This window comes from Rhodococcus sp. Z13_19A (genome assembly GCF_058133575.1).
The window spans coordinates 177,052-201,302 of record NZ_JBYUNN010000002.1; the positions used below are offsets into that span (position 1 = coordinate 177,052).

General features: G+C 70.8%; 21 protein-coding genes. 13 read left to right on the top strand and 8 right to left on the bottom strand.

All coding sequences use genetic code 11. The features are described from left to right. Nucleotides 1-73 precede the first annotated feature (73 nt). The 7 genes from AC3YNX_RS07535 to AC3YNX_RS07565 form a co-directional block, all read right to left on the bottom strand. Nucleotides 74-760 carry a hypothetical protein gene (locus AC3YNX_RS07535; protein WP_489995081.1) on the bottom strand — a complete coding sequence of 229 codons (687 nt, stop codon included), beginning with the start codon at nt 758-760 and terminating at the stop codon, nt 74-76. A gap of 91 nt (nt 761-851) precedes the next feature. Then, nucleotides 852-2,036, bottom strand: a complete 1,185-nt coding sequence (locus AC3YNX_RS07540; protein WP_489995082.1) for an ABC transporter permease — start codon at nt 2,034-2,036, stop codon at nt 852-854. Next, entirely contained in the window at nt 2,033-2,926 is an 894-nt protein-coding gene (locus tag AC3YNX_RS07545) for an ABC transporter ATP-binding protein (protein ID WP_489995083.1), read from the bottom strand. The genes AC3YNX_RS07540 and AC3YNX_RS07545 overlap by 4 nt, the downstream gene beginning before the upstream one ends. A 53-nt stretch (nt 2,927-2,979) precedes the next feature. Beyond that, nucleotides 2,980-3,993, bottom strand: coding sequence for an NADP-dependent oxidoreductase (locus AC3YNX_RS07550; RefSeq protein ID WP_127782034.1), 1,014 nt, complete (start codon nt 3,991-3,993; stop codon nt 2,980-2,982). 61 nt (nt 3,994-4,054) lie between these two features. After that, nucleotides 4,055-6,430, bottom strand: coding sequence for a putative bifunctional diguanylate cyclase/phosphodiesterase (locus AC3YNX_RS07555; protein ID WP_489995084.1), 2,376 nt, complete (start codon nt 6,428-6,430; stop codon nt 4,055-4,057). Nucleotides 6,431-6,454: 24 nt separating this feature from the next. Beyond that, nucleotides 6,455-7,057, bottom strand: coding sequence for a hypothetical protein (locus AC3YNX_RS07560; protein WP_206518086.1), 603 nt, complete (start codon nt 7,055-7,057; stop codon nt 6,455-6,457). Next, nucleotides 7,054-7,623, bottom strand: coding sequence for a pyruvoyl-dependent arginine decarboxylase (locus AC3YNX_RS07565; protein ID WP_241249686.1), 570 nt, complete (start codon nt 7,621-7,623; stop codon nt 7,054-7,056). The genes AC3YNX_RS07560 and AC3YNX_RS07565 overlap by 4 nt, the downstream gene beginning before the upstream one ends. A gap of 309 nt (nt 7,624-7,932) precedes the next feature. On the opposite strand from AC3YNX_RS07565, the gene AC3YNX_RS07570 reads away from it, so the two are divergent. The 13 genes from AC3YNX_RS07570 to AC3YNX_RS07630 all read left to right on the top strand — a co-directional run bounded on the left by AC3YNX_RS07570 (nt 7,933) and on the right by AC3YNX_RS07630 (nt 23,183). Continuing rightward, nucleotides 7,933-9,603 (top strand): GspE/PulE family protein, encoded by a 1,671-nt coding sequence (locus AC3YNX_RS07570; RefSeq protein WP_127782036.1) that lies wholly within the window; start codon nt 7,933-7,935, stop codon nt 9,601-9,603. 144 nt (nt 9,604-9,747) lie between these two features. Continuing rightward, entirely contained in the window at nt 9,748-10,875 is a 1,128-nt protein-coding gene (locus tag AC3YNX_RS07575; RefSeq protein ID WP_206518087.1) for a type IV pilus twitching motility protein PilT, read from the top strand. Nucleotides 10,876-10,879: 4 nt separating this feature from the next. Then, a complete protein-coding gene (locus AC3YNX_RS07580) occupies nt 10,880-12,106 on the top strand; it encodes a type II secretion system F family protein (protein WP_489995085.1) in 1,227 nt (408 codons plus the stop codon). A 180-nt stretch (nt 12,107-12,286) separates the two neighbouring features. Then, complete coding sequence (locus AC3YNX_RS07585; protein ID WP_489995086.1) at nt 12,287-12,715, top strand: type IV pilin protein; 429 nt, start codon at nt 12,287-12,289, stop codon at nt 12,713-12,715. Nucleotides 12,716-12,819: 104 nt separating this feature from the next. Beyond that, complete coding sequence (gene pilM, locus AC3YNX_RS07590) at nt 12,820-13,902, top strand: type IV pilus assembly protein PilM (RefSeq protein WP_489995087.1); 1,083 nt, start codon at nt 12,820-12,822, stop codon at nt 13,900-13,902. Then, on the top strand, nt 13,899-14,657 hold the full coding sequence (locus tag AC3YNX_RS07595; protein WP_489995088.1) for a hypothetical protein: 759 nt from the start codon (nt 13,899-13,901) through the stop codon (nt 14,655-14,657). The genes pilM and AC3YNX_RS07595 overlap by 4 nt, the downstream gene beginning before the upstream one ends. Next, nucleotides 14,657-15,310 carry a hypothetical protein gene (locus AC3YNX_RS07600; protein ID WP_489995089.1) on the top strand — a complete coding sequence of 218 codons (654 nt, stop codon included), beginning with the start codon at nt 14,657-14,659 and terminating at the stop codon, nt 15,308-15,310. Before AC3YNX_RS07595 ends, AC3YNX_RS07600 begins: the two co-directional genes overlap by 1 nt. A 15-nt stretch (nt 15,311-15,325) precedes the next feature. Next, nucleotides 15,326-17,365 carry a putative Ig domain-containing protein gene (locus tag AC3YNX_RS07605; RefSeq protein WP_489995090.1) on the top strand — a complete coding sequence of 680 codons (2,040 nt, stop codon included), beginning with the start codon at nt 15,326-15,328 and terminating at the stop codon, nt 17,363-17,365. Beyond that, nucleotides 17,359-18,036: a hypothetical protein gene (locus tag AC3YNX_RS07610; RefSeq protein WP_489995091.1), complete on the top strand. Its 678-nt coding sequence runs from the start codon at nt 17,359-17,361 to the stop codon at nt 18,034-18,036. Before AC3YNX_RS07605 ends, AC3YNX_RS07610 begins: the two co-directional genes overlap by 7 nt. Further along, complete coding sequence (locus AC3YNX_RS07615; protein ID WP_489995092.1) at nt 18,033-19,646, top strand: hypothetical protein; 1,614 nt, start codon at nt 18,033-18,035, stop codon at nt 19,644-19,646. Before AC3YNX_RS07610 ends, AC3YNX_RS07615 begins: the two co-directional genes overlap by 4 nt. Nucleotides 19,647-19,658: 12 nt before the next feature. After that, nucleotides 19,659-20,465, top strand: coding sequence for a prepilin peptidase (locus AC3YNX_RS07620; protein WP_489995489.1), 807 nt, complete (start codon nt 19,659-19,661; stop codon nt 20,463-20,465). A 118-nt stretch (nt 20,466-20,583) separates the two neighbouring features. Beyond that, nucleotides 20,584-22,062, top strand: coding sequence for an FAD-binding protein (locus AC3YNX_RS07625; protein ID WP_489995093.1), 1,479 nt, complete (start codon nt 20,584-20,586; stop codon nt 22,060-22,062). Between the two features lie 116 nt (nt 22,063-22,178). Further along, nucleotides 22,179-23,183: a GGDEF domain-containing protein gene (locus tag AC3YNX_RS07630; protein ID WP_127782046.1), complete on the top strand. Its 1,005-nt coding sequence runs from the start codon at nt 22,179-22,181 to the stop codon at nt 23,181-23,183. Nucleotides 23,184-23,197: 14 nt separating this feature from the next. On the opposite strand, the gene AC3YNX_RS07635 is transcribed toward AC3YNX_RS07630, so the two are convergent. Then, complete coding sequence (locus AC3YNX_RS07635; protein ID WP_489995094.1) at nt 23,198-24,208, bottom strand: sensor domain-containing diguanylate cyclase; 1,011 nt, start codon at nt 24,206-24,208, stop codon at nt 23,198-23,200. Nucleotides 24,209-24,251: the final 43 nt, after the last annotated feature.

The window sequence follows — 24,251 nt, forward strand, 5'->3', positions numbered from 1 at the left end:
GTACGACGGTGCTCGCCACCTGGCCTGGCGCGCGACCCGCTGGTGGCGGGTGCGGGTCAGGCGGGGGCGCGGATCAGGCGGTGGGCAGCGGGACGTCCCAGGTCTGCGCCGCGATGGTGCCGCCGCCCGAGGTGGTGGCCGCGGACCGCTTCACCTGCAGGGTGAGGCTGGGGCTGTCCTTCTGCACGACGACGAAGGGCAGCCAACCGGCACCGGCCTTGCCGATCTTGACGTCCTTCATCAGCGGGTAGCCCGCCGCTGTCATCGCCTCGACCACCGCGGTGGACGAGCCGGCGGCGTTCTCCTGGCCGTTGGCGGTGAGCAGCCGCAGCGAACCGGTCTGCCAGCCCCCGTAGTACTTGTCGCCCGCGGTGGCGGAGACCTTCACCAGGATGATCTCGCGGTCCTTGATGGCCGGCAGCGAGGCGGGCACGGGGAAGCCGCGGACGTACTCCTCGATGACCACCTTGTCGCCCATCTCGGGGTCGTCGATGGTCTTGTTCACCGGGACCGACTTGCCGGCCGCGCCACCGGCCGCGGGAGCGGCCGAGCTGCTGGCGGCCGCGGTGGTGCTGGTGGGCGAGGCCGACGCAGAGCTGGTGGCGGCGCTCGAGCTGGGCGCTGCGCTCGTGGTGGTCGTGGCGGCGGGGGCGGCCTCGGACTCGGAGGAGTCGCCGCCGCACGCGGTGAGCGTGAGGGCCGCGACACAACCAGTGGCGACGAGGGTGGCGAACCGGACGCGGGTGGCTTTGGAGTTCATGGCTGCTCTCTTGTTGGCGCACAACGGATTTGTTGGATTGTTGCACGTCAGCGTGGCAGGTGCACCGGTTCTCCGCCCGTGTCGCAGCAGGTCAGGAGCGCAGCGCCTCGCGCAGGCTGACCCGGCTGCCGCTGCGCAGCACCGACCGCTCGTAGATGCGGGCGGCGAGCAGCGACAGCGCCACGGTGACGGCGAGCATCAGCAGGGCGGAGCCGATGACCTGTCCGGGGCTGCTGACCCCCGCGGCGATGCGCATCGGCATCAGCATCGCCGAGAACGGTGGGATCCAGGACATCACCGCGGCCAGGGTGCCGTCCGGCTCGCCCAGGGTGACCTGCGCCAGCACGTACATCGCGATGATGACGGAGGTGATGGGGGTGACGACGGAGTTGACGTCCTCCTGCCGCGACACCAGCGAGCCGGCCGCGGCGTAGAGCACCGCGAAGAGGGTGTAGCCCAGGATGAACCAGACCAGCACCGAGGCGAAGACCGCGACCGCCGTGCCGGTGACGGTGACCAGGTCGGTGGCCACCCCGGCGACCAGGGCGACCGCCCCGATGCCCACCAGCTGGGTGAGCCCGATCGCGCCGATGCCGATGACCTTGCCCCACAGCAGGTGCAGCGGCTTGATCGTGGCCAGCAGCACCTCCACCACGCGGCTGGACTTCTCCTCCACCACGCCCATGGCCACGTACAGGCCGAACATCAGCAGCAGGAAGAACATGGACAGCACCGCCAGGTAGGCGAGGGCGGTGCGTTGGGCGCTGGCCGGATCGGGCGGGTTCAGGGCCTCCACCGTGGGCCCGGCCTGCTGGACCGCCTGGGCGAGCACGGCCGGGTCCACGTCGTTGGCCCGCAGCACGGTGTCCACCGCCTGCTGGCGGACGGTGGCGCTGATGGCCGCCTGCAGCTCGGGGGAGAGCTCCTTGTCCACCACCGCCACGTAGCCACCGCTGTCGCTGGGCAGCACCACCGCCTCCAGGTCGCCGTCGCGCACCTGGGCGCGGGCCTGCTCGGCGTCCGGCAGCACCGAGGTCTGCAGATCCTCACCCAGGCTGGTGCCGGCCTGCTGCAGCGGGGCGGCCAGCTGCTCCGCCGTGCCGACCAGGCCCACCTTGGTGGCGTCGGAGCTTCCGCCCACCAGCGAGGCCACCACGATGCCGACGACCAGCAGCACCAGCATGACGGCGTTGCTGATCAGGAACGCCTTGGAGCTGGCCCGGCTGGTGTACTCGCGGCGGGCCACCAGGCCCACGGTGCGCAAGGTGGAGCTCATGCGGCGACCGCCTCTCGGAACAGCTCGGCCAAAGGTTGCTGGCGGCGGGAGAACTCGTGCACCGGTCCGGTGCGCAGGGCCGCGGCGAGCACGGCCTGGTCGTCGGCGCCGGCGTCCAGCGTGAGCACGGTCCGGTCGTCGTGCTGGTCGGCCGCGCTCACCCCGGGCAGTGCGTCGGCCCAGCCGGGTGGCGCCTGGGGGGCGTGCACCACCAGCTGCGTGCTGCCACCGGAGCGCAGCTCGTCCACGGTGCCGCAGGCCTGCATCCGGCCACGCGCCACGATGCCCACCCGGTCGCACAGACGCTCCACCAGCTCCAGCTGGTGGCTGGAGAACACCACCGGCACGCCCTGCTCCGCCTTCTCGGCCAGCACCGTGCTCATCACGTCCACCGCCACCGGGTCCAGGCCGGAGAACGGCTCGTCCAGCACCAGCAGCTCGGGGTCGTGCACCAGCGCCGCCGCCAGCTGCACCCGCTGCTGGTTGCCCAGGCTGAGGGAGTCGACCGTGTCCTGCAGGCGCCCGTCGATGCCCAGCCGGGTCGTCCACCGGGTGACCGCGTCGGCGGCGTCGGCGGCGGACAGCCCGTGCAGCTGGGCCAGGTAGGACAGCTGCGCGCCCACCTTCATCTTGGGGTAGAGCCCGCGCTCCTCGGGCATGTACCCGATGCGCCGACGCAGGGCCAGGTCGATGGGCCGCCCGCCCAGGCGCACCTGCCCGGCGTCGGCCGAGAGCACCCCCAGCGCGATGCGCATGGTGGTGGTCTTGCCGGCCCCGTTGCTGCCCACGAAGCCGAACAGCTCCCCCGGCCGGACGTCGAAGGTCATGTCCTGCAGCGCAACCGTGGTGCCGAAGCGCTTGTGCAAGCCCTCGATCTGCAGCTGGCTCATGAGCTCTCCCGGGGGACGGCAGGGTACGAACCGGACAAACTATAGGCGCTCGGCTAGAAGCGGACCAGCATCTTGCCCGTGTTGGCCCCGCGCATCAGGTCGAGGAACGCCTGCGGAGCCGCCTGCACGCCGCCGTCGACGACGGTCTCCGCGGAGACCAGCGAGCCGTCCCGGACCCAGGGGGCCACCTCGTCCAGGAACGCCTCGCGCAGGTCGTTGTGGTCGCTGACGATGAAGCCCCGGATGCTGAGCCGCTTGGCCACCAGGTGCCAGGGGGTGCGCACCGCCGGCTCCGGGTTCGGGTCGTTGTACTGGGAGATCAGCCCGCACACGGCGACCCGGCCGAAGGTGTTCAGCGACTCGATGGCGGCGTCGAGGTGCTCTCCGCCGACGTTGTCGAAGTAGACGTCGATGCCCTCGGGCGCGGCCTGGCGCAGCTGGTCCAGGACGGGTCCGTCCTTGTAGCAGAAGGCAGCGTCGTAGCCGAGGTCCTCGGTGAGGTGGCGGACCTTCTCGGCGGTGCCCGCCGAGCCGATCACCCGGGCGGCGCCGCGGCGCTTGGCGATCTGACCCACCAGCGAGCCGACCGCACCGGCCGCGCCGGAGACGAACACCACGTCGCCCTCCTGCATCGCGGCGATGCGGGTGAGGCCGACGTAGGCGGTCAGGCCGGGCATGCCCAGGGCGCCGAGGTAGCTGCTGGCGGGGGCGGCGTCGGTGTCCACCGGCTGCACCCGCTTGGCCGGCAGCACCACCTGCTCGCGCCAGCCGAAGCTGTGCAGCACGGTGGTGCCGACCGGGACGGCGTCGGCGGTGCTGGCCACCACCTCACCGATCGCGCCGCCGTCGAGGGGCTGGCCGAGCTGGAAGGGCGGCACGTAGGAGGGGCGGTCGTCCATCCGGCCGCGCATGTAGGGGTCCACGCTCATCAGGGTGTTGCGGACCAGGACCTGGTCGGGCGCCAGCTCGGGCAGCTCGACCTCGGCCAGGGTGAAGTTCTCCGCCGTCGGCCACCCGGTGGGGCGGGACGCGAGGCGGATCTCTCGGGACACAACTGGGTTAGCCATGCGAACTATTGTCGGCCGTCGCCGGGAAGCCCGCACGGCGGGGCGCCGCAGGGAGGGCGGGTCAGCGGTCGGCGGCGGTGACGTCCAGCTCGCGGCCGTCCAGCTCGCGGCCGTCCAGCTCTCGGCCGTCCAGCTCTGCGTCCACCAGGTCCTTCTCGGGCAGGTCGGCCAGCTGGGAGACGGGCAGGGCCTGTGGGCGGATGATCTCCCGGGCGGGCAGCGGGTAGCCGAAGAGCCAGCCCTGTGCCATCTCGCAGCCCAGCGAGCGCAGCTGGGCCTCCTGCAAGGTCGTCTCCACGCCCTCGGCGACGGTGTTCATGCCCAGTGCGCGGGACATCTTCTCGATGGCACCGACGATGCTGGACTCGGGCAGCTGCTCGTTGAGCGCGCGGACGAACGCCCCGTCGATCTTGACCACCGAGATGGGGAAGCGCTGCAGGTAGCCCAGCGCGGAGTAGCCGGTGCCGAAGTCGTCCACGCAGAGCACGACGCCCAGGTCCTGCAGCGCCTGCAGGGTGCGCAGCGCGGTGTCGGTGTCGTCCACCAGTGCGGTCTCGGTGAGCTCCAGCCACAGCGCCGTGCCGGGCAGCCCGGTGTCCGACAGCGCGGACTCCACCGTGTGCACCAGGTCGTAGTCGCGCAGCTGGCGGGCGGAGACGTTCACGGCCATGTGCAGGGTGGTGTGGCCCTGCTCCCGCCAGGTGGCCAGCTGCTCGCACGCGGTGCGCAGCACCCAGGCGCCGATGGACACGATGATGTTGGAGGCCTCGGCGATGGGGATGAAGTGGTCGGGTCGGCGCAGCTCGCCGTCGTGGTACCAGCGCAGCAGTGCCTCGTAGCCCACCACGCTGCGGTCGGTGAGGCTGACGATGGGCTGGTAGAACACCTCGAACTCCTTGCGGCCCAGGGCGTCGCGCAGAGCGGTGGAGGTCTCGATCTGCATCCGGGCGCGGGCGCGCAGGCTGTCGTCGAAGAAGGCGTATCCGCCCCGGCCCCTGGCCTTGGCGTGGTACATCGCGGCGTCGGCCTCGCGGATGAGCCCCTCGATGTCGGCGGAGGCCGCCGAGGGGGAGGCGCGGGCGATGCCGATGCTGGCCGAGACGTAGACCCGGCCCACGCTGAGCACGAACGGCTCGCTGAGCACGGCCAGGATCCGGTCGGCCAGCCCCTCCGCACCGGCCCGCTCCAGCGGCGCGGTCACCACGAACTCGTCGCCGCCGTAGCGCGCCACCACGTCGTCGGGGCGCACCACCTTGAGCAGCCGCTCGGCCGCGGCCACCAGCAGCTCGTCGCCGACGCTGTGGCCGTAGCTGTCGTTGACGAACTTGAAGCCGTCGAGGTCCATGAACAGCAGGCTCAGCCGGCCGATGCCGGTGTTGGCCTCCAGCTGTCGGGTGACCCGCGAGTGCAGCAGCACCCGGTTGGGCAGGCCGGTGAGGTCGTCGTGGGTGGACTTGTGCCGTGCGGCCTGCTCGCTGGTGGCGTGCCGGCGCACCGCGCGCTCGCTGCGCGCCAGCACGCCCAGCAGCAGCGTGCCGAAGAGCACGGCCCGAACCACCTGGTCGAGGGTGTGGTGGGCGGGCACGGCCGCCAGGGCCACCGAGGCCAGCACCAGGGCCACCACCAGGCCGGGCACCCGGCGTCGGCCGCGGTAGGCGAAGCCGGGCTGGGGCAGCGAGATCCGCTTCATCGACGGGTGCAGGGCGCCGGCCCCGAGTGCGCCGAAGGCGATGAGGAACGGGGCGTCCAGCACCGCGTCGGGCAGGTGGAGGAAGCCGGCCGTGGTGACCGCGTAGCCGAGGTCGCCGACGAAGATGGCGAGCAGCGAGGTGCCCAGCAGCCCGAAGGTGCGGTCGCCGGGAGCGGTGGTGAAGGTGAGGTGCACCAGCAGGGCCAGCAGCACCGAGTCGAGGATGGGGTAGAGCGCCACCACCGCGGTGGTCACGTTGATGATGCTGCCGTGGTCGGTGACCGGGGCGATGAGCAGCACCCACGAGGCGAGGGTGGCGCCCAGCCCCACGAGCACCGTGTCCAGCACGGTGTCGCTGCTGGCGTGCACGTTGCGGGCCCGCAGGAAGATGGTGAGGGCCGCGGCCACCGCCACGTAGCCGCCGATGGTGAAGGCGGCGGCGAGCAGCTCGGGCACCGCGTTGGTGCTGCGCTCGGCGGTGCGCAGGCCCCCGCCGATCATGAACAGCAGGCTGGCCAGCAGCACGCACTTCCAGGCAGCACGCTTGCGCGGCTTGTGCCGGCGCACCCCGATGCCGATGGCGATGGCCGACCCCGCCGCGGCCGAGCCGAAGCAGACGGCCGCGACGGCGTCGCCGGGGAACAACAGGTAGATCACGCAGGTGGCCACGGCGAAGCCGAAGAACGACCACGCGTCACGCGTCTGCACCTGGACCGGATGGGCCAGGGACTCTGCCGCCGTGCTCACGTCCGCGCTCCGCTCGCTTCCGGCCTACTTCGCTGAGCCGTGGAACTCGGCCGAGTAGTAGGTCTGGGTGTCCAGCACTTCCACTGTCACATCGGCAGAGGAGGTCAACATCTTTATGAGGTTCTTGTCGAAGCTCAGCGCCGTGTTGTTGTAGGCGCAGATGTCACACCCGACGACCGCACGGTCTGCTACGAGCCGTGACAGTACGTGACTCATCATGTCCGTAAAAGTGGTGCCGCGCCGGGCATCTCGGTGCACCAGGGTGAACCCGAGGTAGTAGACCGCCCCGCGGGCGGTGTGCTCGGGGAACTGGGCGGCGAAGTACTCCGGGCTGATCCACGGCACCGAGCTGAGGTCGTTGGTGAGCGTGGTGAGCCCGACGGCCTTGCCCTCGGCGTCCCACGCCACGTACTTGTCCACCCGCGGGTCGGCCATCTCCTCGATGAACTCCTCGCGGTGCAGCACGTTGCGGGCCGCCGCGCGGGTGCGCATCGGGCCGAAGGCGGCCAGGTAGAGCTCCCAGAACATCTCGGTGTTCTCCGCGTCCACGGTGGACTCCACCGTGACCGACGCCGCCGGCCGGTCGATCAGCTGGCGGCGAAACGGCGTGATCCCCTTGCGGATCATCGGATGTCCCACCACATGCCGGTGTAGGCGGCCATCACCATCACGCAGACCGGCTTGTCCACGCACACCGCCGTCTCGATGCACATCTGCGGGGCGTCGTAGCCGCCGCCGCGGTAGGCGGTCATGTCCTTGAGGCTGGCCCGGATCTGGGTGGCCACCTCTCGCTCGCTGCTGCCCTCGTGCTCGACGAACAGTCCGGAGCCCGAGCCGTCGGACTTCACCACCCAGCCGATGCCGGCCGCGGCGCTGGCGCCGGGGACGGTGGCGTGCTCCTCGGCGTACACGCAGTACAGGCCGTCGCCGTGCCGGGCCCGCTGGTCCACCTGGTCGACGTGGCGCACGCTCGCGCCGGAGGGGATCACCGAGGACAGCCGGATGAGGTTGTAGTCGCCCACTCCCATCTCGCACAGCGCGGCGTCGAAGGCGGCCAGCGGCGTGGACGCGGTCCCGACTCCGGTGGCGATCTGGATGGCCATCGCGGTGTCGCGGCGGTTGGGCTGGGCCGGGCTGGTCTCGACGTCGTCGGCGTAGCGGTGGTGACCGGTGCGGTCCATGGACCTGGTCATGGGGGGTCCTCCAGAGAAAGTGGGTCAGCACAACAGAGCGCCATCCGAGGGGGGAGGCGCAGTAGTCGCCATCACCCCTTGTTGGCCAGGTGACCATATCGCTTGTTCGCCGAATTTCCGCGGAAATCCTTTTGACGACTTGCCATTTCGCGTCGAGCAAGGTTTCTGTCCGAAATGCCCTCGTCGAGCCGCTTCCCCGTTGTTGTTACTAATTGCTTAACTCTCGTTACAGAGCGTCGATGTACGGTGTGGACACCCGGCGCGCGAGCAGGTCGCTGCGCCCGTTCCCGCTCGCTCTCTGGGGGCTCCATGGATCCGGCACTCCGTTCGATCGTCAGCGCGCTGACCGACCGCGGGCTCAACAAGAACGCGCTGCAGGCTGCGGTGGACCGGGCGGAGAAGACCGGTCGACCGCTGCGCAGCGTCCTCGTCGAGGACCAGGTGGTCACCGACTTCGAGCTGGTCTCCGCGGTGGCGGACGCCTACGGGGTCGAGGCGGTCGAGCTGGGCTCCTACCCGGTCGAGATGTCGGCGATGTCGAAGATCCCGCTGGCCCTGGCGCGCCGGCACCACGTGGTGCCGATCTCGGTGACCGACAAGACGATCACGGTGGCGGTGGCCGACCCGAGCAACGTGCTGGCGCTGGACGACGTGCGCGCGGCGACCGGGCTCACCGTGGTCCCGGTGGTGGCCACCACCGACGAGCTGAACCGCCTGCTGGGTCGCTACGCCCGCGACAGTGCCGACCTGGACGAGGCCGCCGCCGCGATCACCGCCGCGGAGGGGCCCAGCCACGACCACCTCGACGGGCTCAGCGACGACTCGCCCGTGGTGCGCTACGTGTACGCCCTGCTGGAGCGGGCGATCAACTCACGTGCCTCCGACATCCACCTCGAGCCCAGCGAGTTCGACCTCAAGATCCGGCTGCGCATCGACGGCGTGCTGCACGCGGTGGACGTGGTGCCCCAGGGCATCCAGTCGGCGCTCATCTCCCGCTTCAAGATCATGTCCGGGCTGGACATCACCGAGCGCCGGGTGCCGCAGAACGGCCGCATCACCATGGACGTGGGCGGGCGCGGGGTGGACCTGCGCACCGCCACGCTGCCCACCGTGTGGGGGGAGAAGGTGGTGCTGCGCATCCTGGACACCGGGGGCGTGGACCTGGACCTGCACAAGCTCGGGTTCACCGAGTACAACTACGGGCGCTTCTCGGCCAGCTTCCGCAAGCCGCACGGCATGGTGCTGGTGACCGGGCCCACCGGGTCGGGAAAGTCCACCACCCTCTACGCGACGCTGCACGAGATCGCCCGGCCCGAGGTCAACGTGATCACCGTGGAGGACCCGGTGGAGTACCGGATGCCCGGGGTGAACCAGGTGCAGGTCAACGCCAAGGCGGGACTGACCTTCGCGGCCATCCTGCCGGCGATCCTGCGCTCGGACCCTGACGTGGTGCTGGTCGGTGAGATCCGCGACCGGGTGACGGCGCAGCTGGGCATCGAGGCGGCACTCACCGGGCACCTGGTGCTCTCCACGCTGCACACCAACGACGCCCCCAGCGCCATGACGCGACTGGTGGAGATGGGCATCGAGCCCTTCCTGGTCGGCTCCTCCCTGGACGCGGTGCTCGCCCAGCGCCTCACCCGGCGGCTGTGCGAGTGGTGCAAGGAGGGCTACATCCCGGAGGAGGAGACGCTGCGAACCGCACGCTGGCCGCTGCAGGAGCTGGACTTCCCGGAGCAGCTCTGGCGGGCCGCGGGCTGCCGCCAGTGCGGGGACACCGGCTACCGGGGCCGGCTGGCCATCACCGAGGTGATGCCGGTGAGCGAGGAGATCGAGCGGCTCACCGTGGCCCGTGCGCCGGCGGGTGACATCGCCAAGGCGGCGCGGGCGGAGGGCATGTTGACCCTGCGCGACGACGGGCTGCGCAAGGCCGCGGAGGGCACCACCACGGTGGAGGAGGTGCTCCGCGTCACGGTGTAGGGAGATTTCGTGAACCCGCTCGCAAATCACTCTGCGTGGTCGATAGAGCACTAGGGGCTATCGATAGCGGGCGAACGGGGATATCGTCCCTGCGACCGTGAGGCATGCCAAAGATGGCTCCCCGCAAGGTTTTACCGGGACTGCATGAAGGGCATGACGTTGACGTCACTAGCACCGGCTGACGAAGCCGTCGACACCGCGCCGGTGCGCGCCGAGCTCGACCGGCTGCTGACCGAGCTGGTCGCGATGGGCGGGTCGGACCTGCACCTCACCGCCGGCATCGCCCCGTGCATGCGGCTCAACGGCGCGCTCGCCCCCGTCCCGGACTACGACAGGCTGACGCCGGTGGACACCGAGCTGCTGGTGCGCTCCTTCCTCACCCCCGTCCAGTGGGACAAGTTCGCCAACGCCCAGGAGCTGGACACCTCGTACTCCGTGCGCGGGGTCAGCCGTTTCCGCGTCAACGTCTACCGCCAGCGCGGCTCGGTGGGAGCGGCCTTCCGCGCCATCCCGCACGAGATCAAGAACCTCACCGACCTGGGCCTGCCCTTCGCGGTGGAGGACCTCGGGGGACTGCCCCGCGGGCTGGTGCTGGTCACCGGACCCACCGGCTCGGGCAAGTCCACCACCCTGGCGAGCCTGCTGGACCTGATCAACCGGACCCGCTCCGGGCACATCATGACCATCGAGGACCCGATCGAGTACGTGCACTCGCACAAGAAGTGCGTGGTCAACCAGCGCGAGGTGGGCTCGGACACCGAGGACTTCAGCTCTGCGCTCAAGCACGCGCTGCGCCAGGATCCCGACATCATCCTGGTGGGTGAGCTGCGCGACCTGGAGACCACCTCGGTGGCGGTGACCGCCGCGGAGACCGGGCACCTGGTGCTCGCCACGCTGCACACCCAGTCGGCGGCGCAGACCATCGACCGGCTCGTCGACATCTATCCCTCGCACCAGCAGCAGCAGATCCGGGTGCAGCTGGCGAACTGCCTGCAGGGGGTGGTGACCCAGGCGCTGGTGCCGCGCAAGGACGGCGAGGGCCGCACCGTGGTGTGCGAGGTGATGCTGGCGACGCCGGCCATCCGCAACCTCATCCGCGAGGACAAGGTGCACCAGATCCCGTCGTTCCTGCAGTCCTCCGGCGACGTGGGGATGATCAGCTTCGACCAGCACCTGGCCATGCGCTACAACGAGAACCAGATCAGCCGCAACACCGCGCTGAGCCTGGCCCACGACCCCAGCGAGTTCACCCGACTGACGAAGCGCGTGTAGCACCGTGGCCACCAAGACCTTTGCCTACGAGGCGCTGGACTCCACGGGCGCCGCCATCAAGGGCAGCCTGGAGTCGGAGTCCACCGAGGCCGCCGCGCAGGCGCTGCTGAGCCAGAAGCTGGTGCCGCTGAGCGTCACCACGGCGGGCCAGGGCCTGCAGCGGGAGATCAAGATCCCGGGCCTCGGCGGGCGGACCACGCTCAAGGACCTGGCGATCATGTCGCGCCAGTTCGCGTCCATGATGTCGGCGGGTCTTCCCCTGCTGCGGGCACTGTCCATCCTGGACGAGCAGACCAGCAAGCCGAAGCTGCAGGCGGCGATCAGCCGGGTGCGCAGCGAGGTGCAGGGTGGCGTCACGCTGTCCACCGCGATGGGCAGGCACCCGGACCAGTTCCCGCTGCTGATGGTGAACATGGTGCGCGCGGGCGAGGCCGGCGGCTTCCTGGACGGGGCGCTCGACCGGATCGCCTCGATGTACGAGGCCGACGCCAACCTGCGAGCCAAGATCAAGGGGGCGATGACCTACCCGGTCATCGTGCTGATGTTCTCGCTGATCCTGGGCATGGGCGTCATCATCTTCATCGTCCCGATCTTCGAGCGGATGTTCGCCGACCTCGGCGGTGAGCTGCCGCTGCCCACCAAGGTGATGGTGATCCTCTCCAACAACCTCTGGTGGGTGGCTCCCCTGGCCATCGTCGTCGCGGTCGTCGGGTTGAAGTACTTCCGCGACGCCTACCGCAAGAACCCGGCGTTCCGGCTCAGGGTCGACCGGATCAAGCTGCGGCTGCCGGTGATGGGCAAGCTCTCCGCCAAGCTGGCCATCAGCCGCTGGGCGCGCACGCTGGGCACGCTGCTGCACGTGGGTGTGCCCATGCTGCAGGCGCTGGAGGTGGTGGGCGGCACCTCCGGCAACGCGGTGATCACCCAGGCCATGAAGGAAGTGATGGACGAGGTGCGCGCGGGCAACCAGATGTCCGGGCCGCTGAGCAGGCACCCGCTCTTTCCCACCATGGTCGTGCAGATGATGGAGGTGGGGGAGGAGACCGGCCAGATCACCGAGATGCTGGACAAGGTCGCCGACTTCTACGACCACGAGGTGGAGGCGGCCACCGACTCGCTGACCGCGGCCATGGAGCCGCTGCTGGTGGTGCTCATGGGCGTGGTGATCGGATCGATGGTGGTCTGCCTGTACCTGCCGATGTTCAGCATCTACCAGAACATCCAGTCCTAACCAGACTCCGCAATGTTCCTACGCGGCAGTGGATCTGCGTACTCTATGTGAGAGTGCAATTACGCTGCGTGCCCTATCCCGGGCGCTGCGCTGCTGCCACTCAGGTTCCCCCCTCGGCGGTCGATCTACCGGTTAACCGGCACCCCCTCGCCGAGTCCCTACCAGAGCCCGGAGGCTCCCATGCTCAACCAGCTCCACAAGCTCCGCGAGGAGCGCGCCAAGAACGACAAGGGCTTCACCCTGATCGAGCTGCTCGTGGTCGTGGTGATTCTCGGCATCCTGATCGCCATCGCCATCCCGCTGTACCTCAACTACCAGAAGGGTGCCGCGAACAAGGCGGCCCAGTCTGACGTCCGCAACGCCATCACCGCGGTCGAGGCCTGCCGCGCCTCTGGCGGTCAGCTGCCGGCCGCACCACTCACCGGCGCTACCAAGAACACCGAAATCTCCTGCGGCACGTCCAAGCAGATGGTGGTCGTGTCCGACGGCGCCACGCTGACACTGACACCGGGCACTGATGGCACGTACACGATCGTCGGCAAGGCGTCGTCGACGGGCGACAAGACCTACACGTACTCCAGCGCTACCGGCACCACCCTCGAGTCCTAGTAGCAACCCCTTCCGGTGGGGCCACGCGAGTGGCCCCACCGGATCGCTGCTTGAACGATCCACCCACCCAGCAGAGTCCGAGCTCGACGCCCTTTCGGGGAGACATGATGAAGACACGCCGGCGACCCGGTGAGACTGCGGTCCCCGCGGTCAACGGTGACGGTCGCATCATCGGGCTCGACATCGGCGCCACCGGCGTGCGGGCCGCCGTGCTCAACGCGGTGCGCGGGCCAGGACTGCCCTCGGTGCAGATCCAGGCGCTCGGTCACATCAGCCTGCCCCTGGCGGCCGTGGTCGACGGAGCGGTGCGCGACCAGGCGGTGGTGACCACCGCGGTCAAGCACCTGGCCCAGGAGAACGGCTTCACCGGGGCCAACGTCATCGTCGGCACCACCAACCCGCAGGTCGTCGTCCGTGACCTGCAGATGCCCAACCTTCCCCGCGAGCAGGTCCGCCTCGCCCTGCCCTTCCAGGCCCGCGAGCTGGTGGCCCTGCCCCTGGACGAGGTGATCCTCGACTACACGCCCTTCGGGCTGGTGGACGGCGCCCCAGACATGCTGCACGGCCTGCTGATCGCCGCGCCCCGGCTGCCCGTGGTGGCCGCGGTCAGCGCCGTGGAGCGCGCCGGGCTGCGCGTGGCCACGGTGGACCTGTCGTCCATCGCCACGCTGCGCTTCCTGGCGCAGGAGCGGATGACCGCCGAGGCGGTCATCGACATCGGGGCGCACCTCACCAGCATCGTGGTGCACAGCCACGGCATGCCCAAGGTGGTGCGCACCGTGGCCCGCGGCGGCCAGGAGCTCACCGAGCGCCTCGCCGACCGCGCCGACCTCAGCTTCGACGACGCCGAGCGCGCCAAGTACTCCGAAGGACTCACCAGCGGCACGGAGATCGCCACCATCCTCACCGAGGGTGTGCGTCCCCTGCTGGCAGAGATCCGCAGCTCGCTGCACTTCTTCGCGGCCACCAACTCCGACGTCGACCTGGAGCGCATCTCGCTGACCGGTGGCGGAGCCTGGTTGCCCGGCCTCGCTGACCTGATCGCCGCGCAGCACGCCATGCCGGTGGAGGTGATCGCGCCGGCGCACCACATCGAGACGCGCTGGAGCACCTTCATGCGTCAGATGGGCAGCGGCGTCTCCGCCAGCGCGGTCTCGGTGGGCCTGGCGATGGGGGCAGCAGCATGAGCAAGCACTCCGGGGGCGGCAGGCACGGGATGCCGGAGCGCCCCCAGCCACAGCCACAGCCACAGGAGCTGACCGGTCCGATCTGGACGGCCCTGCCGGGCTGGGGCATCGTCGCCGACCTCATGCCGCCGGAGGTCCTCGCCCAGCGCCGGGTCCACGTCATCCGCCGCCGGGTCAGCGTGGCCATGGCGGGAGTGCTCGGGGTGTGCGTGCTCGGCCTCGTGTTCGGCATGTTCCAGAAGCACCAGGCCTCGGAGAACCTCGCCGACGTGCAGGCCCAGACGTCCCAGCTGCTGGTCAAGCAGAACAACTACGCCGACGTCGTCCGCATCCAGGCCGACGTCGCCCAGGTGGAGCAGCAGCTGCCGGTCCTGCTGGCTGACGACGTCTCGCACGCTGCCCTGCTGGAGCAGCTGCGCGCCAAGCTGCCGGACTCCATGGCGATCAACCAGCTGGAGATCACGGTGGACACCGGCAAGTCTGCGGCCACCGGGGGAACGCAGGCCTCGGACACCGCCAGCCTGGACGCCTCCGGGCAGAAGCACATCGGCACCGTCACCATCGGTGGCACCGGCCGGACGCTGGCCGACCTGGCCACCTACGTCGACGCGCTGCGCACCGTGCCCGGGGTGGTGGAGCCGTACCCGCTGTCGAACAAGGCGGCCGCCCCCGGCACGCAGTTCAGCCTCCAGCTGACCCTCACCGACGTGCTGCTGACCAAGAAGTACGACCCCAGCACGAAGGGCGGCAACTGATGACCTCCTTGCGCCAGGACCGTCGGGTCTGGATCGGTGGCGGTGCCCTGCTCGCCGTGGTCGTGCTCGCCCTCGGGTGGGTGGTGCTCGTCGGCCCCCAGCTCTCCAGCGCCTCGGAGCTGGACCAGCAGGCGCAGTCGGCGGAGACCCAGAACATGGTGCTGCAGAACAAGGTGCGCAAGCTCGAGGCGGCCAGCAAGGACATGGACGGCCTGAACAAGGAGCTGCAGGACGCTCGTGCGGCGCTGCCCATCACCAGTGGCATGCCCGACTTCACCCGCCAGGTGGAGGACCAGGCCCGCAGCGCCGGAGTGGTGGTGTTCAGCATCGTGGCTGGGGCCCCCACGCTGGCCGGCGCTGGCGCTGCGCCGGCCACCAGCAACGCCCCCGTCACGGCTGCGGGCAACCTGTTCTCCGTCCCGGTGACGCTGGTCGCCGACGGGGCCCTGCCCAACCACCGCGCCTTCGTGGCCGCGATCGAGGGCGGCCCCCGCGCGGCACTGATCGACTCGGTGGGCTTCGGGCCCGGTGAGGGCGCCACCACCACCGGCACCTCGGTGGACTCCGCCACGCGGATGACCGTCAAGCTCCAGGTCTTCGTGGCCCCGCAGACCCCCACCGATCAGGCCGAGCTGCAGAAGCTCGGCGGCTGACCTGAGCACCGCGACATGCGTCCTGCCAGCTCGCCGCCGCGGCGGTCGCTGCTCACCCTGATCGCGCGCCGGCCCAGCCGTCGCGGTCCCAGCAGCACTGGCGCAGCGCGGCCTGACGACGGCTTCGTCCTGCTCGAGTCGGTGATGGCCATCGCGGTGATCACCGTGGTGATGACGGCGCTGACGTCGTTCTTCATCTCCACCATGTCCTCCGCCAGCCAGCAGCGCGCCCGGCAGGGCGCCATCCAGCTGTCCGACACCGCGATGGAGCTGGTGCGCGGGCTGGGAGCCGCCGGCGCGGTGGCCGGCCACAGCCCCGCCGACGTGACGAACCAGTGGCGCACGCCGCTGGCGACCAGCGAACCGGTCAAGTCGTGGCTCACCTCCATGGCCCCCGCCACCGACACCACCTCGGTCGCGCCGAAGGCACTGCCCACCACCCCGCAGTCGTCCACCCTCAACAACGTCGGTTACCAGGTCAGCTACTTCGTGGGCTGGTGCCTGCGACCCGCCGTGGACACGGCGGCCTCGACCGACTGTGCCGCCAGCAACACGAGTGGGTACACCCCCACCAGGCACTACACCCAGCAGGTGCGCGTCGTGGTGGCCGTCACCTGGGCGGACAAGAGCTGCACCGCGTCCAGGTGCACCTACCTCACCGCGATGCTGCTCAACGGCAGCGGCGACCTCACCTTCAACTTCAACGCCACGCCCCCGCCCGCGCCCACCCTCACCGGCTGCCAGGACCAGGCCTCCACGGTGAACGACGAGGTCACCCGCTCGATCCTGCCGGCCGAGGGCAGCCCTGGCTGCGCCGTCACCGGTGGGGTGCCCACCTTCACCTACGTGGCCACCGGCCTGCCGCCGGGACTCACGCTCAACGCCGTCACCGGGGTGGTGACCGGCCGGGCCACTGCCCCAAACCCCGCCGGTGCGCTGGTCACCGTCACCGTCACCGACGGCTTCCTCAAGACGGCGACGGCCACCTTCCGCTGGCGGGTCTACCCGGCCCTGGTGGTCACCGCACCCACGGGCGACCGCTCCAGCAACGTCGGGCAGCTGGTGAACGTGCCGTCCACCGCCACCGGGGGCACGGGCGTCACGGTGTGGTCGGCGTCCGGGCTGCCCACGCAGCTGACGATCAACACCGCCACGGGAGCGATCACCGGGACGGCCACGACGGCGGGGTCCTTCCCGGTGACGGTGCGGGCCACCAACGCCGCCACCGGAGCCACCGCCCAGTCCGGCTTCACCTGGACCGTCAACCCCGGTCTGGCCGTCACCAACCCCGGCACCCAGACCACCAGCCGGCTGCTGACCGTCGCGATCCAGCTGGCCGTGCAGGGCGGCTCCGGCAGCTACGCCTTCACCCAGGCCGGGCTGCCCGCCGGGCTCACCCTGGGCCCGGACGGCGAGATCGCCGGCGTGGTGGCCGCCAGCAACACCACCGGTCCGCGCAACGTCACCGTGACCGTCACCGACACCGAGACCACCCAGACGTCCGCCGTGACCTTCTCCTGGAACGTCACGCCCGCACCGTCGCTGCTGTCGCCGGGAAACCAGACCAGCCAGCGCAACCAGGTGGTCAACCTGCAGCTGGGGACGTGCACCAGCTGCACCTACACGCTGAACGGCGCGCTGCCGCCGGGGCTGACCCTCAACCCCAGGACCGGCGTGATCTCCGGGACCACGGCCAACACCAACGGCGTGTACCGCGGCATCTCGATCTCCGTGGTGGACGCCGGCGGGGGCCGGGCCACCACCACGCCGTTCCAGTGGAACGTCACCGACCTGCGCCTGGTGGTCGGAGACCAGAACGATCGCTGGCGGGAAGTGAACCTGCCGCTGGCCGCGACGGGGGGCCGCGGCCCGTACACCTACACCAGCACGGGCTCGAGCCTGCCTGGTGGACTGTCGATCGTGGGTGACCGGATCGTGGGCGACGCGCCCATTCCGCCCATCGTCCGGACCTACACCGGGCTGGTCGTCACGGTGACCGACCAGGACGGCGCCACCGTGTCCAGCCCCGCGTTCCGCTGGGTGATCACGTGGTGAGCCGAGCGTGGCGCCGACTGTCCGACCGGCTGCGCCGGGACACCGACGAGCGGGACACCGGCACCACCCTGATCGAGCTGATGGTGGGCATGACGGTGATGGGCGTGTTCATGGTGATGTTCACCGCCGCCATCACCAGCATGTTCAGCTCCACCACCACCGCGGAGTCCCTGGCGCAGACCTCGGGCCAGCTGAGCACCGCGTTCAACCGGCTCGACTCCACCGTGCGCTACGCCACAGCGCTGAGCCAGCCGGGTGAGTCCGGCGGCTCCTGGTACGTGGAGCTGCAGTCGGTGGACCGGGAGACCGCCGCCGTGCGGTGCACGCAGCTGCGGGTCACCGGCCCGAGCGACGCGAACGGCGCCGCCCCGCGCCAGCTGCAGCAGCGCACCTGGACGGTGACCAGCCCCGGAGCCAAGACCGGCCTGACGACGTTCACCCCGGTCGCGTCGGACATCATCAACGGCTCGGTGGCGCCAGGCGCGCAGCAGCCCTTCACCAGGGTCGCCGCCACCGCGGCCGTGCCCTACCAGCAGCTGCGGGTCGTGCTGCGGTCCAGCCTGAACAGCCTGGGTGACAGAGTCTCCGTGAGCGACACCACGTTCACCGCGCTGAACAGCGCACCCACCACCCCGCTGTCCGGGATCTGCACGGAAGCAGGCCGACGATGACCCACCCCCACCCACCCGTGCGCCGAGCCCGATCGCTGCGCCAGCGGCTGATCACCGACGACCGCGGGTCCATGCCGATGGCGCTGCTGGTCATCCTGGTCGGCATCTCCTTCGGCGCGCTGCTGCTGCCGATGGTCATCACCCAGACCCAGTCGACCCGGCTCGTCACCAGCCGGGTGCAGGCGCTGCACGCCGCCCAGAGCGGGCTGGAGGTGGCCACCGGGCTCATCCGCTCGGCGGCGGACACCAGCCCCACTGCGACCACCGGGGCCGGGGACCCCAGAAAGCTGCCCTGCGGGCCACTGGCCGGTCCAGTGGGTGACGGGGGGCAGGCGACCTACAGCGTGGACATCGCCTACTACGCGGCCGACCCCTACGGCCACGACGACGCGTGGCTGGCCGACCCGAGGAACAAGATGATCTGCGTGTCCGGCTACGGGGTGTACCTCAAGGCCAGCGGGACCACGCCCGACCTCTACGTGCCCTCCTACGCACTGCTGACCTCCACCGGGATCAACCCTCCCGGTGGCGCGGGCAGCTCACCGGGGCGCACCCTGCAGGCGACCTACGTCTTCCAGACGTCCAACGCCTACACCGCCGCCGGGGGTGGTTCCATCTCGTTCGGGCGGGCCGACGGCACCGAGCCGTTCTGCATGGGCGTGGACAAGCTGCAGGAGGGCGCGGCGGTGGTGGCCAAGAACTGCTACGACAACTCCGCCGACGCCGTGAAGATGCGCAGCTGGTACTACAACGTGGACCTGAGCCTGCAGCTGGTGCAGACCAAGAGCGACGCCGCGATCAACACCAACCTGAACGGCTTGTGCCTGCACCAGGGCTCGCCCACCATCGTGCGCAAGTGTGCCGCCAAGAGCGACGCCACTCCGACGACCGGGCAGGAGTGGCGCTCCGACGCCGTGGGTCGCTTCCTCTCCGCCAGCGGCAGCTGCCTGACCCTGCCGACGTTGGCGCTGAAGGCGGCGTTCACCACCACCGGGTGCGGCAACGGCTCCCAGGCCTACACCGCCCAGCCCACGGTGGGTGCCGGCGCGGCAGGCCTGGGGAGCAAGCAGCTGGTGAACTTCGGTGACTTCGGCCGCTGCCTGGACGTGCCCAACAAGGACGCCGCCGGGGACGGGTCGTCGTTCATGATCATCTACCCGTGCAAGCAGAAGCTGGACCTGGTGGACGAGTGGAACCAGAAGTTCACCCCCAGCACCACGATCAACGCGACCAAGCCCACCCAGGTGCAGTGGCGAACCACCCCGCCGAACAGCACCGCCTACTGCCTGAAGAGTCCGCGGGCCGACAAGCAGGCGGTGACGGTGGCCAGGTGCGCCACCAACGACCCCGGTCAGACCTGGACCTACTACACCACCCAGGCCGCCGACGGCACCGAGCTGGCCTACGGCGACAAGTTCACCATCCGGGACAGCGCGAACCCCGGGCTGTGCCTGGGCGAGGGCTCGTCCCGGTACGACAGCTCCCCACCGTCCTACAAGGTGATCGTCTCGGCGTGTGACGGCTCGCCGCTGCAGAAGTGGAACTCCGACCCCAACGTCCGTGCCTCCCGGGTGGAGAACACCGCCGAGCTGCCGTTCCAGGCGCCCTGACGTGGGGGCGTGATGATCGACGGCGTGCTCGCGTTCCTGCTCGTGGTGGTGGCCGTGCTGGGTCTGGCCGTCGGCTCCTTCCTCAACGTGGTGGTGCACCGCGTGCCGGCCGGTGACTCGCTGGTGCGCCCGGCCTCGCACTGCCCGCACTGCGCGGCGCCCATCAAGGCCCGGCACAACGTCCCGGTGCTGAGCTGGCTGGCCCTGCGGGGGCGGTGCGCGGGCTGTCGCGGCCCGATCAGCGCGCGCTACCCGCTGGTGGAGCTGCTCACCGCGGCGCTGTTCGTGGCCGTCGCCTGGCGGCTGGCCGCCCTGGACCAGCTGCCCGCCCTGCCCGCCTACCTCTACTTCGTCGTTGCGGGCGTGGCGCTGGCCGCCATCGACCTCGAGGTGCGGCGGCTGCCCAACGCCATCGTGCTGCCCTCCTACCCGGTGGTGCTGGGCCTGCTGGTGGTCGCCGCCGCCTGGCAGGGCGACTGGGCCGCGCTGCTGCGGGCGGTGATCGGCTGCGCTGCGCTGTTCGGCTGCTACCTGGTGCTCGCCCTGGTGCACCCGGCCGGGATGGGGCTGGGCGACGTCAAGCTCGCCGGAGTGGTGGGCGCCGTGCTCGGCTACCTGTCGTTCGGCACCTTGCTGGTGGGTGGCTTCGCGGCCTTCCTGCTCGCCGCCGTGGTGGGGGCGGTGATCATCGCCTCGCGCCGTGGCTCCCGCAAGACCGCGATCCCGTTCGGCCCGTACATGATCACCGGCGCGCTGCTCGCCGTGCTCGCCGCGGACGAGGTGGTGCGCTGGTACCTGGGCCTCGTCGCGCCGGCCTGAGCAGCTCCCGCGCGGCCGCTCGCGTCGACCGCCACAGCCGGGCGCGGTGCCCTACATTGGGAACCCAGAACTGGAACACGTACCAGTTTCTTCGTTCGACGCCCTGCTGGAGGCACCGATGACGACTGCGATCCCCGAGACCGTCCCCGCCAGCTCGGTGCAGGAGTGGTCCGACGAGGTCGACGTCCTGGTGGTCGGGTTCGGCATCGGAGGCGGCTGCGCTGCGGTGGAGGCGGCCGCGGCCGGTGCCCGGGTGCTGGTGCTCGAGCGCGCCGCGGTGCCCGGCGGCACCACGGCGCTGGCCGGTGGGCACTTCTACCTCGGTGCGGGCACGGCCGTGCAGCAGGCGACCGGGCACGAGGACTCCGTCGAGCAGATGTACGAGTACCTGATGGCCGTCTCCCGCCAGCCGGAGCCGGAGAAGATCCGCGCCTACTGCGAGGGCAGCGTGGCGCACTTCGACTGGCTGGAGGGTCTGGGCTTCGAGTTCGAGCGCAGCTACTACCCGGAGAAGGCCGTGATCCAGCCCGGCACCGAGGGCTTGATGTTCACCGGCAACGAGAAGGTGTGGCCCTACCGGGACCAGGCGGTGCCCGCCCCCCGCGGCCACAAGGTCCCCGTGGCCGGGGACACCGGTGGAGCGGCGATGGTCATCGACCTGCTGGTGCGGCGCGCCGACGAGCTCGGGGTGCAGCTGCGCTGCGAGACCGGGGCCACCCAGCTGGTCACCGACACCGACGGCCGCGTGGTGGGCGTGGCGTGGCGGCGCTTCGCCGAGCACGGCTTCATCCGCGCGGGAGCGGTGGTGCTGGCCGCGGGCGGGTTCGTGATGAACCCGGAGATGGTGGCCCAGCACGTGCCCCAGCTGGCCGAGAAGCCCTTCGTGCTCGGCGGCACCTACGACGACGGGCTCGGTCTGCGGATGGGGATCTCCGCCGGCGGGCAGACGCTGCACATGGACCAGGCGTTCATCACCGCACCGGTCTACCCACCGTCCCAGCTGCTCACCGGGGTCATCGTCAACGCCGACGGGCAGCGCTTCGTCGCCGAGGACTCCTACCACTCCCGCACCTCCGCCTTCGCCCTGGAGCAGCCGGGCGCAGTGGCATACCTGGTGGTGGACTCCGAGCACGTGCAGCGCCCGGACTTCCCGCTCGCACCCTTCATCGACGGGTGGGAGACGGTGGCGGAGATGGAGCAGGCGCTGGGCATCCCGGCCGGCCACCTGCAGTCCACCTTGGACCGGTACAACGTCAACGCCGAGCGCGGGGAGGACCCCGACTTCCACAAGGCGCCCGAGTGGCTCGCCCCGCAGGGCACCGGCCCGTGGGCCGCCTTCGACCTCTCGCTGGGCAAGGCGCTCTACGCCGGCTTCACCATGGGTGGGCTGCGCACCTCGGTGGACGCCGAGGTGCTCACCGCCGACGGCGAGGCTGTCGGCGGGCTCTACGCCGCCGGCGCCTGCGCGGCCAACATCGCCCAGGACGGCAAGGGCTACTGCAGCGGGACCCAGCTGGGGGAGGGATCGTTCTTCGGTCGCCGCGCGGGACGCCACGCCGCGGCCACCTGCACCGCGGCTGCCCACTGCGCGAATTGACCAGTGGGACAACGCAAACACTGTGGTCAGCGCCTCGAGCACCGAGTTGTGTGTCACGATGTGTCCAAGTTGGAAGTACGACGTGTAGTCACAATGGTGTTGGGGGAGATGTCCGCATGACTCAACGGGGGGAGCCCGCCGACGTATCTCCGTCGGCGGCGGACGGTCAGCGGGCGCTGGGGAACGCCCTGATCGACCGAGCCCGGAGCGTGGCCGAGACGGTGGCCGCGACCGTGACCATCGAGCGACGCCCGGACGGGGTTGCCGCCGACGTGGTCAGCCGGCTCATCATGGTGCCGTGCGTGCTGGCCACCGAGCTCATCGGCCGCTACCTGGCCACCGGCGAGGGGGCGACGCCGAGCGAGTCCCGCGCGCTGGCCGACAGCGGCGGGCCGTCAGCCACCGACAACTTCGGCCTGGCCGACATCGCGCGGTGCTACCTGGCCTGGCGCGACGTCACCATCAGCGTGGCCCGCGAGGAGGGTGCGCGGCTGGGCGTGGACGACGAGCTGCTGCGGCAGGTGTACCGGATCGTCCGGCAGAGCTGCGACGCCAGCCTGGTGCACATGGTCCGGGAGTTCGACGTCAAGCGCTACGACCTGCAGGACCGCCTCGCCGCCGAGCGGGCCAAGCTGGCGCACCTGGCCATGCACGACCCGCTGACCGGGCTGGCCAACCGGGCGCTGCTGCTGGACCGGCTGACCCACGCGCTGGTGAGCCCGGCTCGCCGGGCGCGGCAGGTGGGGGTGCTGTTCCTGGACCTCGACGACTTCAAGGCGGTCAACGACCGCTTCGGCCACCAGACCGGTGACGCCCTGCTGGTGGCCATCGCCGAGCGCCTGTCCGAGGTGCTCCGCCCCTCCGACACCGTGGCCCGCCTCGGCGGCGACGAGTTCATCATCCTGTGCGAGGACCTCTCCGCGGGGGAGGAGGAGCTCGACCGGCTGGTGGACCGGGTGCAGCAGGCCTGTGCGGACGCCTCCGCGCGGGTGGGGCTGAGCTCGGAGATCAGCGTGAGCGTGGGGTGCGCGGTGGCGGGCACCGGCAACGACCCGGAGCAGGTGCTGGCCGCGGCCGATGCGGCGATGTACGCCAACAAGCACCGCGCCCGGCTGGGCTGAGGCCCGCGGGGCGGCTAGCCCTGCCGGTGCCGGGCGGAAGCGCCACGGCGGGTGCGCTTCTGGGCGTACATCGCGGCGTCGGCGTCCCGCACGGCGCGGGCGAGGCCGCCGGCGATGGTGTAGGAGGCGTGCCCGCAGGAGCCCGCCGCGCCGCACTCGTCCAGCGTGGCCTGCAGGCGCTGCACCAGGGAGACCGCCCGCTCGGAGCCCACGCCGTCCAGCAGCACCCCGAACTCGTCCCCGCCGAGGCGGGCCACCACGTCGGTGGGGCGGACGGCGGCGGTCAGCGTCCGCGCGGCCAGCTGCAGGTACGCATCCCCGGCGTCGTGGCCCTGGCCGTCGTTGACCACCTTGAGGTCGTCCAGGTCCACCACCACCACCGTGCAGGCATCGCCGAAGCGCCGGTAGCGGTCTTCCTCCATGGTCAGCACCCGGTCCCACCCGCGCCGGTTGAGCAGCCCCGTCAGCGCGTCGGTCTCCGCGGCGAGCTCGGCGCGCTCCAGGTCGCGCTCGATGGCGGTGTGCTCGAGGTCGGCCTCCAGCACCGTGCCCAGCAGACCGGTGAGCAGGCGCAGCAACGGGTGGTGGTCGGTGAGCTCGGCGCCCCGCGGCGCGGGGTCCAGGCCGCACAAGGTGCCGTAGAGCTCACCGTTGCCGCGGTAGATGGGCACCCCGATGTAGGCGCCGATGGCCACGGTCTCGCGCACGGGGGCGGTGCGGTAGATCTCCACCTGCTCCACGTCCGGGGCCACCTCCGGCGCGTCACCGACAACGGCGTGCTGGCACAACGACTCCGACCACGCCACCGAGTCGCCGACCGCGGTGCCGTAGTCGGGGGCGTCCACCTCCAGGTAGACCTGGCGCTCGCCGTCGTAGCGGGTGACCGACCAGAAGCCCATCGGGATGGTCGCCTGCAGGTAGGCCACCACCGCGTGGCTGGCCTCGTCGAACCGCATGTTCGCGGAGAGGGCGGGAAGCACGACGCCCGCCCTGCTCGTCGGGGGACGTGCAGGGCGGGCGGTCATGGGGCTCAGTGTCGAGGACGAGCGAGGATCTTCACAACCTCGC